Origin of the sequence: Nocardia cyriacigeorgica (assembly GCF_005863245.1) — a bacterium.
Lineage (GTDB): Bacteria > Actinomycetota > Actinomycetes > Mycobacteriales > Mycobacteriaceae > Nocardia > Nocardia cyriacigeorgica_C.
Genome location: NZ_VBUT01000005.1, coordinates 562,095 through 574,972, shown reverse-complemented (window position 1 = coordinate 574,972; position 12,878 = coordinate 562,095). Strand labels below are relative to the sequence as shown.

Here is a 12,878-nt window from a genome sequence, read left to right as displayed (position 1 = left end):
CTGTGGAGAACAACCGGTCAGTCCTCGCTGTGCCCGTCGAGCAAGACCGACAGTGCGCGAGTCGCGGCCAAGAGGGCCAACACGTCGCCCGGCTGTTGAGATGCGGTGCCGGGTGCGGCGTCGCGGATCTTGCGCAACCGCCGAAACATGCTGTGGTGCAGCGTGATTCCACTGATTCCGTGGTCGTCGGCGTCGGCAGGGGCGGTCGTGAGGTGATAGTCGCCGGGCCTGATCCATGCCTCATACCAGGCCTCGGCCGCACTGGCATTGCGTGTGGCCGTGGCGGGATCGGATTCGTGTGGGGCCCAGTAGCGGCAGCGGCATTCGGGGTCGGAGCAGCGGCGGGTGTTGTTGTTGCTGGGGTTGTAGCGGTGTTGGGTTCCGGCGAGCATGGGGCAGGCCCGTCGCGAGTACTGCGCGCATTCGGGGTGCATGCCGGGTTCGGCGGCAACCCCGCGCAGGTAGTCCGCGGGCCGGATGTACAGCACGACCGGGTCGGTGAGCGGCTCGCCGCAGATCTGGCACAGGCGGTGACGCAGCGCGTGTTGCTGGCGGCCGAGGTCGAGCTTGCCCCACACCGGCCGGGTGCGGTCGCGGTGGGCGAGGGTGATGACCGGAACGACCATGCCCTGCGCGGTCGGCGCGTCGGCCAGCCGCATCGGCACTGGGGTCCGGCCGCTGACTGGTGGTCGCGGTGGTCGAGAGTGGTCGTTCATGGTGGCTGGTCTCCCGTCGACGATGGAACACCACCCGCATGTGCCCTGGGGGGGCTGGCGGGTGAGGTGTTGTTGGCGTGCGGATCAGGCCATCGCAGGTCGCCCGGTGTGGGGATTGTGGTCGTGGACGGCCACGGTGGCGGGGGCGCCGGGGGCTTCGCGGAGAACCGCGCGGGGGAGCAGGGCTTGTCGGGTGCCGGCGGCCCAGCGGCCGGTAGCGATGACCCAGCGGTTGCTGGTCGGGTCGGGTTGTGCGGGCATGAGCCGCCAGCCGATCCCGTGAGGAAGGTGGGCGAAGGTGCCGTCTTCCCAGCGGCTGTGGAGGATGCCGTCGGCGTCGGTGGTGTCGACGCGGGTGGCGTACTCCACGCGCACCAGCCCCATCACCGCGCACCCGGCACCGACGTCGGCGAGAGTGACGCCGGGAAACGTGGCCAGGGGTGTCCCGCCGGTGGGTGGGGTGGCGAAGGCGGCGTGCTGGCCGACGATGAGGACCTGTGCCCGGGTGCCCGGGGTGTCCGGCTGGTAGGTGAGGTAGCGCGGGTCGGGTCGCAGGCTGGCGACCCAGCGGTTGAGTTCAGCCGGCATCGCTGCTCCGCTGGTCGATGGCGGTCAGGGCGCGGTGGCACACTCGCAGCACGCGCAGCCGGTTGTCGTAAGTGGTGAGCAGTCGGTGGAATTCGTCGCTGTCGAGCGCGGCGGCGGTCGCGCGGGCGATGCTGCGAATCGGTTGGGCTGCTTCGAGGTAGGGGCCGAGGCCGTCGACGAGGACGCGCAGGACCTCGTCGCGGTTCAACGGTCTGAGAACGTCATCAGGCATGGCTCTCCTGTCCGGGACGGGTGACGGATTCGATGAATTCCAGCGGCAGCAGCACCTCGCCAGGGCCCACGCCGAGGACGGCGTAGCGGGCGTGGACCGCACGCACAGTCGCCTGATGGATGTGGCCGGCGCGGGTGGTGATCGTGGTGCGGGCTCGGCTGGCGCGGAGCCGGTGCAGTTCGGTGGCCAGGACCGCGACGGCGCCGCCGGTGCCCGTATCCGGCGAGTCGTGCGTGGTGAGGGCGGTGATCCGGCGGTGAATGAGGGCGCGGGCCTGGTCGAGGTCGTCGAGGTTGGCGTCGTCGGCGAACCAGTTGTCGATGTGGCCGCCGAGGACGGTCAGAAACCGGAGCTCCGCCGCGGCGTCCGGGTGTGGGCCGGTCACCGCCGCCGCCACCCGAACCGCCGCCGCACCCTGGCCGGGCGCGGGTGCGGCTGCCTGGCCGCGGCCAGCCCAGCAGCGAGGGCCGCGGCAGCCGCGTCGTCGAGATCGACATAGCGCCACTCGGTGTCGGGGTGGCTGGCATCGCGCAGCACCAGGCGCACCTGGTGGCCGTCGGTACTGGCCGTCGCCGAGTGGCCGTCGAGGTCGCGGACTCGCACGAGAACCGTCGGGAGATCAAGCCTATGTCGCATATCGGGGGACTCCAGGGGTAGTTGGCCAGCCCGTGGGCGGGGGCATGCGCTGGCCGCAGCTGGTACGGGGAATGGTTGGCGTTCAGGTGTATTCGAGGTCGAGCAGGTCGGCGTAGCGGTCGGTGCCGTCGAGGTCGGGGCACACGCAGGCGGGGAAGGGGCGTGCGCATTCGGCGCAGTAGCCGCAGTAGCTGCAGTGGGGGCCGAGATCGTTGTCGTCGGGTTCGCCGCAGTAGTCGCAGAATTCCCACAGGTAGCCGTAGGTGGCGGCGAGCAGGTAGCTGTCGTTGGAGTACCAGCTGCCCTCGTTCCAGTGGCCTCGGTGTTCGTTGAAGATGTAGGCCGGATGCCGGTAGGCGGGGTCGACGGTCAGCAGCACCATCTTGTCGGTGCCCAGCCATTGTTCGAGCCGTTCGCGTCCGGACCAGGAGTCCAGCGACCCGAACGGCCGCGCGGGCAGGAAGTTCTCGGCGGCGATGCGGGTATCCGACCGCAGATCACCGGGCTTGGGGTGGACGTTGGCGGGCAGGATGCCGTTGTGGGCCATCACGGTGCGCTCGTCGCCGCCGACGGCGAAGGGGTGGCAGTTGTCGCGGTTGCGTGGGCCGTGGGTGGCCAGGCGGGAGTGGAACAATGCCGGCCCGTCGGGGTGGCGGGAGCGGGCGGCGGCGAACTCATCGATCAGGGTGTCGGCGTTCATGCCGCGGCCGACGAGGATGTCGGTGCCGGTGTGGATGGCGTAGCCGTGTCCGTGCGGGTTGGCCAGCGCACCCGCCCGTAGGTTGTCCAGGTTCGGTGCGATGCCGGGTTTGACGAAGGTCAGGATGCACATGCGAGGGCCTCCATTTCGGCGAGCAGCGGTGAATACTGCGGACGGGTCCGTACCCAGGCGGTGAAAGCGGCCCATTCCCAGCCGCGGCGTCGGGCGATCTCGGCGGCGGTCAAGCCGCGGGTGTATTCGACCGATGCGGCGGCGAACGCCAGCGCGGCCAGCACCTGCCGCGGGCGCAGCGAGCTGGCGAAGACTCTCAGCTCGAAGGTGTGTTCAGGGAGGGTGTTGATCGCCTGGTAGCGGCGGGTGATCGTGCTGCGGCCCTTGGCGTCGGCGAGGGCGCGGGAGCGGGCGTTCGGGCAGAACATCGCCCAGCTGTCGGATCGGCGCCGGGCCAAGCGCACGACCGCGTCTTCGTTGCGGTAGACGAACTTCAACCAGCGGTAGGCGTGGGCGGGAGAGGAGAAGCCGGTGCGGGAGACGTGGACGTGGATGCCGACGTTGTCGTCGGTGTAGGCACCGAGTGCACGCAGGTCGGTCAACAGCGCCCATGGGAACCGGGCGCGCGCGAAGTCGTAGGCCATCGGGTGGGTGACGAGTTCGAATCCGCACGAGATCGAGCCGTCTTGCTTGAGGTAGGCCAGCTCACCGAGTTGGTTCACGGCGGTGTGGGCGGCGTCGGACAGTACGTCGCTGGGAGTTTTGATCTCGATCTCGAGCCCCAGAAACAGCGGACCTTCGCCATGGAAGACCGGTGTGGGCTTGTAGTCGTAGCGGTAGATCCCGTCGTGGTCAGGCGAGTGGTCGTCACGGCAGCGGTTGCAGTAGGTTTCGTCGCGCAAGATGAGCAGGTCGCAGTCTGCGCAGTCGGTGTAGTCGTCGTACTCGCAGTTCGCACACACCCAGCGGCCGCCGTCGGTTTCGTTCAGGCTGTTGGCGTAGGCGTCGCAGTCGTCGCAGGTGCTGTAGTCGGTGACGCAGCCGAGGCAGACGTCACCGCCGGAGACGATCGAGATGATGTCGGGGCTGCGGCGGGAGCAGTCATCGCAGCGCGACCAGCCCACCAGGCATTCGCTGCACAGGTAGGTGTCGTCGACGGTCAACTGACGGTCGCGGGCGTGGAGCGCGCATCCGTCGCAGTGCGGGAGCTGGGCCGCGCAGTCGCGGCACAGATATTCGTTGTCGACCGTGGTGACCGGCTCCTGGTCGACGTCGAGGGGATGCGAGCAGTCCTCGCATTCCAACGCGGCGATCATGGCAGTTGGCATGGGACGATCACGACCTTTCGATGGAACGAGAAAGGGCCCCGCTTCCAGCCGAAACAGCTGGAAACAGGGCCCTTGCGGCTGGGAGGAGAAGGTCAGCGAGTCGAATCGATCCGGCGCACCACCGCCGGGGCGCGGCTGCGGTGGTGCGTGGGCTCGCTGTCAGTGGCGGTGGTGTCGAAGCACACGCAGACCGGGAAGCTGGAGTCGCAGTCGAAGCACCAACCGCACCGGCCGCAGTAGCGACCCGGTCGACGCGTGTCGAAATGTCCGCGCCACGGGCACAAATACGGCCGAGCCGACCCGCGCCGCGCCGGCGGCAGGTAGCTGCGGTTCGAGTACCACACGCCGCCATCCCAGGTGCCGGCCCGTTCGCCGAACAGGTACGCCTGTTTCGCGTAGGCGGGGTTGATCGTGAGGATCACCAGCTTGTTCGATCCAAGCCACGACTCCAGTCCCCGTCGCCCGCGGTGGGTGTCGATCGACCCGAATGGGTGGCGGGGCAGGTACTCCTCGGCGGCGATACGGGTATCTGAACGCGGGTCGTAGGCGCGCGGATGGACTCGCTTGGGAAGGGTGCCGTTGTGCGCCAGCACGGTTCGCCCGTCTCGACCGAGCGGGAACGGGTGGCAATTGTCGGTGGCGCGTGCGCCTTTGGTGGCGTAGCGGGAATGAAACAACGCCGGACCGTCGGGATAGCGTTCCCGGCGCCGGGTAAACTCCGCGATCAACTTCGCAGCGGACATGCCGCGGCCCACCAGGATTCGATCGCCGGTGACGATGGCGTAGCCGTGACCGTGGGGATTGGCGACCGCTCCGTTGATCAACGCCGTCGAGTCGGCATCGACACCGGCGGGGTAATAGGTCAGCAGGCACATGCCAGGTCCTCCATCTGCATGGTCAACGGCAAGTACTCAGGGCGCGCGGCCACCCACTCGGCGAAACGCCCCCATCCCCAGCCCCCGGCGCGCACCTCGGGAATCCGCAGGCCGCGCGTGTACTCCACCGACGCCGCCGCGAACGCCAATGCAGCCTTCACTTCGCCGGGCTCCAAGGAGCTGGCGAACACCCGCAATTCCAAGGTGTGGCGAGGGTGAGGGTTGATCGCCTGATAGCGGTCGAGTCCGAGTGCGTGCACCGGGCCTTTGGCCGCTTCTCGGGCCTTCGCGCGGGCGCGGTCGTCGAATGGCGCGTAGTGGGAACGACGGCGCGCCAATGACACCACTTCGGGCTCGTTGCGGTAGAGCAGCTTCATCCACCGATACACATGCGCCGGCGAATCGAACCCGGTGCGACTGACATGCACGTGCAGCCCGACCGATTCGTCGGCCACGCAGCCACGCTCGGCGAGGGTGCCCAGCAGCCGCCACGGGAACCCCTCGAGGGCAAACCGGTACGACATCGGGTGGGTGACTAACTCGAATCCGCATGGTCGGATCGAGGAATCCCGCTTCAGGTAGCCGAGCCGACCCAGCTGATCGGTCGCGGTCCGCGCACAGTCCTCGAACCGGTACTCCGGGACCACGATTTCCAATTCGAGCCCCAGAAACAGCGGGCCCTCACCATGGAACCGAGGGTCAGGCTTGTAGGTGTAGTTCCACACATGCCCCCGGCGGGCACATCCCTCACAACGATGACCCGGAAGCAGCAGGCCCCCGCAACTCGCGCACGCGCCCAATTCACTCGCGCACTGGTTGCAGGCTCGACTTCCTCCCGAGACGTACCGTGTGTCCCGGCAGTACCGGCCGCACCGAAAGCACGGGTCGTAGGACACCAGCGAACAGCGCCGACACACACGACAGCCACCATCAGCGCGTAACGCCGACGCGGTCAGACCACGACACGAGGCGCATTCTGACCATCCAGCAACACATGGACGGCACAGTCGACCACAGTCAGCAGTCGGGACGAGCACCACCGCAGGAGTGTCACAGCGCCCACACCACGGCAAATCGGAATGACACTGCGCGCAGACTCGCTGGCTCCCGACCAGATGCCGAACACCAGGGATGGTCGTGGCGCAGACCGCACATGGCGGATGAACAGGGATCGCCATAAGCAATGTCCTTCCGAGAAAAGAAAAGCCGGACCGCAGTTGCGATCCGGCGTTGGGTTACAGGAGTGGGGGCGTAGCCGTGATGTCCGCCCGGGAGCGAAATGGCCGGCAGGAGAGTAGGCTTGTCGTGGGAGGTCAGGTAGGCAGGCCACTGTCGAGGAGGCCTGGTATGGCGTCTGGCTCGCCGCGTCCATCGCGCAGAAACCGTTCGCCGGAGCTCATCCAGCGGCTAGAACGCTCGCGTGAACGCGAACGCCGCCGCAAAGACGAAGCCAGGGAGCGCGAACGTGTAATACGCGCTGCGATCAAGGACTACATCGCCGAATGGCACGCAATCGCCGAATGCGAAGCAAAAATCGCCCGCGAAGTAGCAGCGCTGAAACAGGCGATTCGATCAATCGAAGAACAAGCCGAACGGGAGAAAGCCGAACACCACGTTCGGCAAGCAGGCGCAACTGCCCGCATGCGTGAAACAGGGTTGGCTGAGATCGAAATCAGCGAGCTACTGGAAATCACTCCAAGAGAGGTACGCCAGCTATTGGCAAGGGCTCGCGCGGCCCACGAGGGCCTCGCTGCTGGAAGTGGGCAATCGGACGACCGAACCATCGGCCGAACCGACGCACCGGAACAGCAGCCAACGGCTTGACAAACGACGTTGGAAACGAGGAGTAGGAGGTGCTGACCTGAGGACGTTGGCGAGTGATTGGCGGGAAGGCTGAACCGGATGCCCCAGCCTCGAACACCGTTGTATCGGCGGCATGAGCTGTGGCGAAAGGCGAAGTCAGGTTTTGCGGTATCCGCCAGCTCTCCAGACCAGCGAGCGGAAATTCTCTGGTGTGAATGGCTGACGCGGCGGTATGTCGTCGGCTGGGGACGAGGGCCAGAAGACGATTCCGCATCGGTGGCAGTAGACCCCTGCCTGCCAGACCGCCTGCGCCTTCGACCGGCCTCGGACAATCCGTTTGTTGGAGCGGGCCCGGCCGCGGGCGACGCCAAGCGTGACCACGCCCGGGGCCGCGGCCGGACCGATGAAGAACAGGAGCCCAACCACCCATGTTGCCAAGGACATGGCGGGGTCTCCCATCGCAGTAAGGATCGCCATCGGGATGGCCATACTGACTGCGGGGATCAGTAGCAGTAGGCCGACGATCGTGAGGCGGGTGGCCGACTCCAGCGCAGGCTCGGGTGCCAGGCTGCGTGCCAGCATGGTCACGTGGGTCCGGTCGATCGAGGCAGTGCCGATAACAGGGATCAGGCCCGTGGAGGCCACGCCGACACCGGAGTAGGTGCCGGTGCCGGAACTCGAAGAAACGCCGTCGGCATATACAGCGGGAACACTTTGCACCAAGTCGATTTGGTGACAGTGCGGACAGCTCAAGTCGACGTCGATCGGAACCCCCTGGGCGACATGGACAGCTGCGGTGTGTGCGGATTTTGATGCTGTCACGAAGACTCCTTCGATAATCCAACACGGTGGCCGGGTATGTCGAGCCGGTTGATGCCGCAGCCGTTTTGATGCGCCAGGTCGCTGTCGCCGGTCACAACGCCCTAGCGGTCTGCGAACGGTCCTGTAAGTCGTGCACTGCACGTGCGGCGGCGGCGTCGGAGAGGATGCGGCTGATAGTTGAGCGGCTCTTGTTCAGTTCGTTGGCGATCTGGGTGGGAGTCCAGCCATCGTTGTGGTGGCGTTTCAACGCGTGCGCGACCACACGCGGGTCGCGGCGCTTGGCAGGATCGCGTGCGCACAACAGCTCTGCCAGCGCTGCGAAGTCCGCCAGGGCCGGAGCAGGCGAATCGAGCGGCGTGCGCACGTGTTCGAGCATCGGCTCATCCGCCGTGGCGGCCGGGGCATTGGGCACGCTCGCGTGCGCACTGTCCGGAACGTCGTCGGATTCCGGCTGGGAGCGGGCGGTCGGTCCGGGGTGGGCGGAATGGGCGAGTGCGAGGAGCGCGACCGTGGACTGTGCCATCGAACCTTCGATGATCAGCGGCCACAGCCACGCCTCCTTGCCGGGTACGCCGGCCGTTACCGCCAACGACCTCAACGCGGTGAACGACAGCCAGAACGCGCCCGCGGCGATCATAGCGGTCATCGCAGTTGCGACGATGTGGGTTGCGCGGGCTCCGGTGTCGGCGCGGACCAGAACCGAAACCCCGTGCACAGCGGCGAGCAACGCTAACGGGGGTATGACGGCGACGGCGGCGGCGACAACGGGAACAGCGCTGCCGTGCAGGATCGCTTGCGTGGCGTTGCCGATGATACTGACAGCGGCGGCAACGAGCACTGCCCAGAAGAATGCGTGCGCGCGCGGGGCACCCGCGGGAGCCGCATCCGTCGCGTCCGCACGGTTCGGTGGACTGGAGGCAGAGCTGTGCATCGGGGTTCTCCTGCGATTGATCAGGGTGTGAAAGACACGCTGGCATCGGCGAGCGGATGGGGCTCGCCTGTCAGGACCGACAGCGCGGCCGCCACCTCCTGGAGGTGGGATTTGACGTAGGTGGTTGTCGTGCCGCCGCCCTTGCCGCGGTGGCCGGCATATTCGCGTGCGACCGCATAGCTGAAAGTGCGCTCGACCCAGGTGAGTGTCGTGTGCCGTAACCAGTGCATGCTCATGCCCTGGGCGGCTGCCCACGGCAGCTCGTCGCCGACTCGGCGCCAGATGTAGTCGTAGCGGCGAGCAGTGATGGGCTTGCCGTTGCGATAGCGCAGCAGCTGCCCCGACTGTGGGCTGCGCCGGGTTCGAGCATGCTCGAGCAGGTGCTGCATCAGCGTCGGCGATACCGGTTGCCAGCGATTGCTGCCCTCCTTCTCCCTCAGGAAAACGAGGCACTGGTCCGGATCGAGATCGTGCGGCCGCAATGCCAGCGCCCCGCCCCGGCGGCACGCGGTCTCGATGTGCAGGCGAAGGATCAGCGAATCGAGCTCCCCGTCGTCGCCGGTCACCGCTGCGACATGACATATCTCGGCGAGCCGGCCCGACGGGATCGCATAACGGTGTGAGGGCCTGCGTGTCGGTCTGGTCAGCTCACGGGCGGGATTGTCGCCCGGGCGGATCCATCCATGGTCTTCGGCGTACCGATACAGGCAGCGCACGGTGCCGACGAAGTGCTCGACCGCGCTCGCGCCGCCGCGGGACGCTCGGTTGATCCGGGCACCGGCTTGAATGGTGGCCGCCATCTCGTCCAGCTCGGTCTTCGTCGGCTCGTCGAGTCGGCGGTGTCCCCATGTATCGAGCAGCCGGTTGAAATGGACGTTGTAGGTGCGCAGGGTGCCGGGTGAAAGGCCGGCTCGGACCGCCGGGATCGCCTCGGCGAAGGTCGGCACCTGCGGGCCGGCGGTCACAAGATCGGCTGGTGAAATTCCCATCTGAGCGAGTAGGAGCTTCGCCGCGGCCACGGTCTCGGCGGTCGGCGACGCGGACATGGGTTCAGACGCCACGGTCACCGCCGTGCCACGAGCCGGGCGCTGTCTGCCAAACCGGTCTCGATCGATGCCGGGGTATGAACGAGCAGCCGCTTGCGGGCTCGGTGGCCCATGAGTAACACCCGATCCCCGAGGAACAGACGCAGCCTGCGCCGCTGGCGGTAGGGCACCCGAAAGTAACCATCGGCCGTCACCGTCACAGCACCATTGGGGGCTTCGACGACCAGGAGGCGGCCTTCGGCATCGGCTGTCATAGCCAGCCGTGTGCCGGGTGTCCATCCGAGCCCGGTCATGACGAATGTCTCGACCAGGTGTCAATGGCCAGTAGGTTCTCCCCGTGGGCGGCCGGTAATTGTCCCCGCTGGTGGCCAGTTGTTTTTCCCCAACGGTGGCCAGTTATTTCCCCACCGGGGTCAGCGCAGTGGCTTCACCCCCTCGCCGTTGGTGGCTTGGGTGAGTCGGTAGCTGTCGCCGTCGGTGACGACGACGTGGGCGTGGTGCAGGAGCCGGTCGACTGTGGCGGTGGCGAGGGTTTTCGGCATGATCTCGTCGAAGCCGGAGGGGTGCAGGTTCGATGAGACGGCCAGCGCGCGGCGCTCGTAGGCGGCGTCGACGAGCCGGTAGAACCCTTCGGCCGCGTCGGGTGAGACGGGTAGCAGTCCGATGTCGTCGATGATGATGAGGTCGGTGCGGATCAGGCGGGTGATCGCCCGGGAGACGGAGTCATCGACGCGGTGGCGGCGCATCAGCGCCCCGAGGTCTTCGATGGTGAACCATGCGACGGTGAGCCCGGCCTCGACCGCGGCCTGGCCGAGCGCTTCGCAGAAGTGGCTCTTCCCGGTGCCCGACGGGCCGCAGATGCAGAGGTTTTCGGTGTTGCGAACCCATTCCAGGGTTTTCAGCGCGTCCTGGGTCGGCCGCGGGATCGAGGACGCGCTCTCGTCCCAGTCGCCGAAAGTTTTCCCGGCGGGGAACCCGGCGCGTTTGCGTCGGGTCCGCAGGTTCGTGGCGTCGCGGCCGGCGGCTTCCTCGGCGAGAAGGACCCGGACAACTTCGGCGGGGTCCCAGCGCTGGGCTTTCGCGGTCGGGACCAGATCGGTCAACGCGCGGCGCAGGTAGGGCAGTTTCAAGCGTTTGGTCAGCGCGATGGCTTCGGCGAGGGGGTCGCCGGTCGGGCCGGCAACACGCAATGGAGCAGACAATGTCAGTGGTCGCTTTCAGGTTTGGGGGTGGGCATGCCGAAGTTCGACCAGGCCGAAGTGCCCGGTTGCAGGCTGTGGTCCTCAGTCGCTCGGGTCGGCTCGGCGGGGTCGCGGCCGAGGTTGTGGGTCAGGATCCGGATCAGGTCGTTCTCGGCGAAACGCCCTGCGATCGCGGCGATCCCGAGTGCCCGGTCGACCTCTTCGGGCGGGTGCAGTTTCGCGAGGGTGACCGCCTCGGCCATCTTCGCCCGGATCCGGCGGGTCCCGGCTGCGGCGGCTTCGGTCAACCAGGCCGCTGCGCCGTCACCGAGCAGCAGGAACGCTGCTTCCTCGGCGTTGCCCGGCCGTGGCCGCCGGTCGGTGTGGTGTTCGGGCCGGGGTGGATAGTGGGAGGGGTTGATCGAGGGATTCCCGGGTGTCGACCGCTGGTGACGGGCGACTTCGGCCGGGCCGGAATCGGTCACGGTGGTGACGATCAGTTCGTCACCGTGGAACCGAACCCAGACCCTGGCATCGACCAGGTGGTGCGGCACCGAATACCGCACTCCCTCAACCGAAACCGTCGAATCCCAATTCACCCGCCGTGTCGTGCCGAACGACACCGTGAACGGGGTCTTCGGCAACGGATGCAGCCGGGTGCGTTCCTCGGCCAAAGCCTCGACCGGGTGGCGGCGGGTCTCACGATGTTCCCGGCCGTTGACCTCGTCGCAGAAGTCCCGGCAGGCGCTCTCGAGCGCACCGAAGGTGCGGTATTCGCCCAGCAGGTTCGTCGCCGTGGGCACCAGATCGGCTTTCGCGATCCGCACCGTCGCCTCCGACCCGCCCTTGGTCTGCGGGTCCGCCGGAACACACGTCCGGATCGTCATCCCGTAATGCTTGGCGACATCGATGATTTCGGGATGCCGGACCGCGATCCCGGCAACATGTTCGACCGAGACCGTCTTCTCGTTGTCGGTCAACGCATAGGTCGGGACCCCACCGATCCGGCGCAGCGTCGTATCCAGGCACGACACCACCGTCGGCAACGTCTTGTCCATCACCGGGATCACCACCCGGAACCGTGACCACGCCAACCAGGCGCACCACAAATGTGTCCGGCGGCCATCGATCACCGGCCCGGCACCCCAGTCCCACTGCAACCACAATCCCGGCTCGGTGATCCACGGCCGGAACACCCGCCGCTGCCCTTCCCGCAGCCGCTGCTTGACTTCGGCGACCACCCTGCGGGTGGTCCGCTCTCCGCCGGTGAACCCCATCGCCGTGATCCGGCGATGCACCACATCGGCCCGGATCCGGCCGTCGGAACGCACCACCAGCTCCTCGATCTTCGGCACATACTCATCAATGGGCCGGGCCCGATGCTGCCGCGCCACCGGCGACTCACCAGCCGCCCGCAACGCGACATACCGGGCAACCGTGTGATGGTCGCAGCCGGCCAGCGCCGCCGCCGCACGATAAGAACCCGTGAGGTCGAACGCCTCCAAGATCTCCATGATCTCCCTACTGCTCTTCACGCCGCACGAGCCTGCCCGCGCGGCAACCAGGACAAATCACCTGGGGAGATAACTGGCCATCCACGGGGAATCCGGAGGCCACCAGCGGGGCCTTAAATGGCCGCCCATGGGGAGGATGTCATGGCCGCTGACAACCAGGCGTCCCGCACCGCCGACGGTGCTCATCCCGTACAGGATGTCCTTGTCAGCGCTGGGAAGTGCGGGCGGGTCGAGTCGGGGACCGTGGATAAGCTCCTGCAGAGGTGACTGCGGAGGAACGACAGGCGCGATCATCGTTGGACGCTCACGCATCGCCGGCGCGGCAGATGTGGCGGAATCTGGCACTTGTGCCAGCAATGGGTGCAGGTCAGAAGGTGAAACCACAGGCGAGGCTCCTTGTGTGCGAGGGTCCTCGCACACGCTGCACGCCGATGTGTCAGATCTGACGGCGATCTGTGCGCGAGGGGGGACTTGAACCCCTCTAACCAGCAACT

General features: G+C 67.2%; 16 protein-coding genes. 1 reads left to right on the top strand and 15 read right to left on the bottom strand.

From position 1 onward, the window contains the following. Window positions 1-17 precede the first annotated feature (17 nt). From FEK34_RS15860 to FEK34_RS30815, 9 genes are all read right to left on the bottom strand, one after another. A complete protein-coding gene (locus tag FEK34_RS15860) occupies window positions 18-659 on the bottom strand; it encodes a hypothetical protein (protein ID WP_014351079.1) in 642 nt (213 codons plus the stop codon). 141 nt (window positions 660-800) lie between these two features. Continuing rightward, a complete protein-coding gene (locus tag FEK34_RS15855; protein WP_014351078.1) occupies window positions 801-1,304 on the bottom strand; it encodes a hypothetical protein in 504 nt (167 codons plus the stop codon). After that, a complete protein-coding gene (locus FEK34_RS15850) occupies window positions 1,294-1,536 on the bottom strand; it encodes a hypothetical protein (RefSeq protein ID WP_048833355.1) in 243 nt (80 codons plus the stop codon). Before FEK34_RS15850 ends, FEK34_RS15855 begins: the two co-directional genes overlap by 11 nt. Continuing rightward, a complete protein-coding gene (locus FEK34_RS15845; RefSeq protein ID WP_014351076.1) occupies window positions 1,529-1,921 on the bottom strand; it encodes a hypothetical protein in 393 nt (130 codons plus the stop codon). The genes FEK34_RS15850 and FEK34_RS15845 overlap by 8 nt, the downstream gene beginning before the upstream one ends. Next, window positions 1,918-2,139, bottom strand: a complete 222-nt coding sequence (locus FEK34_RS15840; protein WP_014351075.1) for a hypothetical protein — start codon at window positions 2,137-2,139, stop codon at window positions 1,918-1,920. The genes FEK34_RS15845 and FEK34_RS15840 overlap by 4 nt, the downstream gene beginning before the upstream one ends. A gap of 115 nt (window positions 2,140-2,254) precedes the next feature. Further along, complete coding sequence (locus tag FEK34_RS15835) at window positions 2,255-3,004, bottom strand: hypothetical protein (RefSeq protein WP_014351074.1); 750 nt, start codon at window positions 3,002-3,004, stop codon at window positions 2,255-2,257. Beyond that, window positions 2,992-4,212, bottom strand: a complete 1,221-nt coding sequence (locus tag FEK34_RS30820) for a hypothetical protein (protein ID WP_231855927.1) — start codon at window positions 4,210-4,212, stop codon at window positions 2,992-2,994. The genes FEK34_RS15835 and FEK34_RS30820 overlap by 13 nt, the downstream gene beginning before the upstream one ends. Window positions 4,213-4,304: 92 nt before the next feature. Further along, the gene (locus FEK34_RS15825) at window positions 4,305-5,087 is read right to left on the bottom strand and encodes a class II glutamine amidotransferase (RefSeq protein WP_014351072.1); all 783 of its coding nucleotides are present in this window, start codon (window positions 5,085-5,087) and stop codon (window positions 4,305-4,307) included. Then, window positions 5,075-5,611, bottom strand: a complete 537-nt coding sequence (locus FEK34_RS30815) for an amidoligase family protein (RefSeq protein WP_249359218.1) — start codon at window positions 5,609-5,611, stop codon at window positions 5,075-5,077. The genes FEK34_RS15825 and FEK34_RS30815 overlap by 13 nt, the downstream gene beginning before the upstream one ends. Before the next feature lie 823 nt (window positions 5,612-6,434). Between FEK34_RS30815 and FEK34_RS15815 the strand changes: the two genes are divergently transcribed. Next, a complete protein-coding gene (locus FEK34_RS15815) occupies window positions 6,435-6,911 on the top strand; it encodes a hypothetical protein (protein ID WP_138448551.1) in 477 nt (158 codons plus the stop codon). Window positions 6,912-7,046: 135 nt separating this feature from the next. Here FEK34_RS15815 and FEK34_RS15810 read toward each other — a convergent pair whose 3' ends face one another. The 6 genes from FEK34_RS15810 to istA all read right to left on the bottom strand — a co-directional run bounded on the left by FEK34_RS15810 (window position 7,047) and on the right by istA (window position 12,405). Further along, entirely contained in the window at window positions 7,047-7,712 is a 666-nt protein-coding gene (locus FEK34_RS15810; RefSeq protein WP_014351070.1) for a hypothetical protein, read from the bottom strand. Window positions 7,713-7,803: 91 nt separating this feature from the next. Beyond that, the gene (locus FEK34_RS30010) at window positions 7,804-8,550 is read right to left on the bottom strand and encodes a helix-turn-helix domain-containing protein (protein WP_171048234.1); all 747 of its coding nucleotides are present in this window, start codon (window positions 8,548-8,550) and stop codon (window positions 7,804-7,806) included. Window positions 8,551-8,663: 113 nt separating this feature from the next. Further along, window positions 8,664-9,689 carry a tyrosine-type recombinase/integrase gene (locus FEK34_RS15800; RefSeq protein WP_014351068.1) on the bottom strand — a complete coding sequence of 342 codons (1,026 nt, stop codon included), beginning with the start codon at window positions 9,687-9,689 and terminating at the stop codon, window positions 8,664-8,666. A 17-nt stretch (window positions 9,690-9,706) separates the two neighbouring features. After that, a complete protein-coding gene (locus FEK34_RS15795) occupies window positions 9,707-9,943 on the bottom strand; it encodes a hypothetical protein (RefSeq protein WP_138448550.1) in 237 nt (78 codons plus the stop codon). A 159-nt stretch (window positions 9,944-10,102) separates the two neighbouring features. Beyond that, window positions 10,103-10,879 carry an IS21-like element helper ATPase IstB gene (gene istB, locus FEK34_RS15790; RefSeq protein ID WP_283206604.1) on the bottom strand — a complete coding sequence of 259 codons (777 nt, stop codon included), beginning with the start codon at window positions 10,877-10,879 and terminating at the stop codon, window positions 10,103-10,105. 14 nt (window positions 10,880-10,893) lie between these two features. Then, window positions 10,894-12,405: an IS21 family transposase gene (istA, locus tag FEK34_RS15785; RefSeq protein WP_138448548.1), complete on the bottom strand. Its 1,512-nt coding sequence runs from the start codon at window positions 12,403-12,405 to the stop codon at window positions 10,894-10,896. Window positions 12,406-12,878: the final 473 nt, after the last annotated feature.

Excerpts from the sequence above, each read along its gene's own strand:
- FEK34_RS15860 (WP_014351079.1), bottom strand. The coding sequence starts at position 659 with ATGCGGCTGGCCGACGCGCCGACCGCGCAGGGCATGGTCGTTCCGGTC.
- FEK34_RS15855 (WP_014351078.1), bottom strand. The coding sequence starts at position 1,304 with ATGCCGGCTGAACTCAACCGCTGGGTCGCCAGCCTGCGACCCGACCCG.
- FEK34_RS15850 (WP_048833355.1), bottom strand. The coding sequence starts at position 1,536 with ATGCCTGATGACGTTCTCAGACCGTTGAACCGCGACGAGGTCCTGCGC.
- FEK34_RS15835 (WP_014351074.1), bottom strand. The coding sequence starts at position 3,004 with ATGTGCATCCTGACCTTCGTCAAACCCGGCATCGCACCGAACCTGGAC.
- FEK34_RS30820 (WP_231855927.1), bottom strand. The coding sequence starts at position 4,212 with ATGCCAACTGCCATGATCGCCGCGTTGGAATGCGAGGACTGCTCGCAT.
- FEK34_RS15825 (WP_014351072.1), bottom strand. The coding sequence starts at position 5,087 with ATGTGCCTGCTGACCTATTACCCCGCCGGTGTCGATGCCGACTCGACG.
- FEK34_RS30815 (WP_249359218.1), bottom strand. The coding sequence starts at position 5,611 with ATGTCGTACCGGTTTGCCCTCGAGGGGTTCCCGTGGCGGCTGCTGGGC.
- FEK34_RS15815 (WP_138448551.1), top strand. The coding sequence starts at position 6,435 with ATGGCGTCTGGCTCGCCGCGTCCATCGCGCAGAAACCGTTCGCCGGAG.
- FEK34_RS15800 (WP_014351068.1), bottom strand. The coding sequence starts at position 9,689 with ATGTCCGCGTCGCCGACCGCCGAGACCGTGGCCGCGGCGAAGCTCCTA.
- FEK34_RS15795 (WP_138448550.1), bottom strand. The coding sequence starts at position 9,943 with ATGACAGCCGATGCCGAAGGCCGCCTCCTGGTCGTCGAAGCCCCCAAT.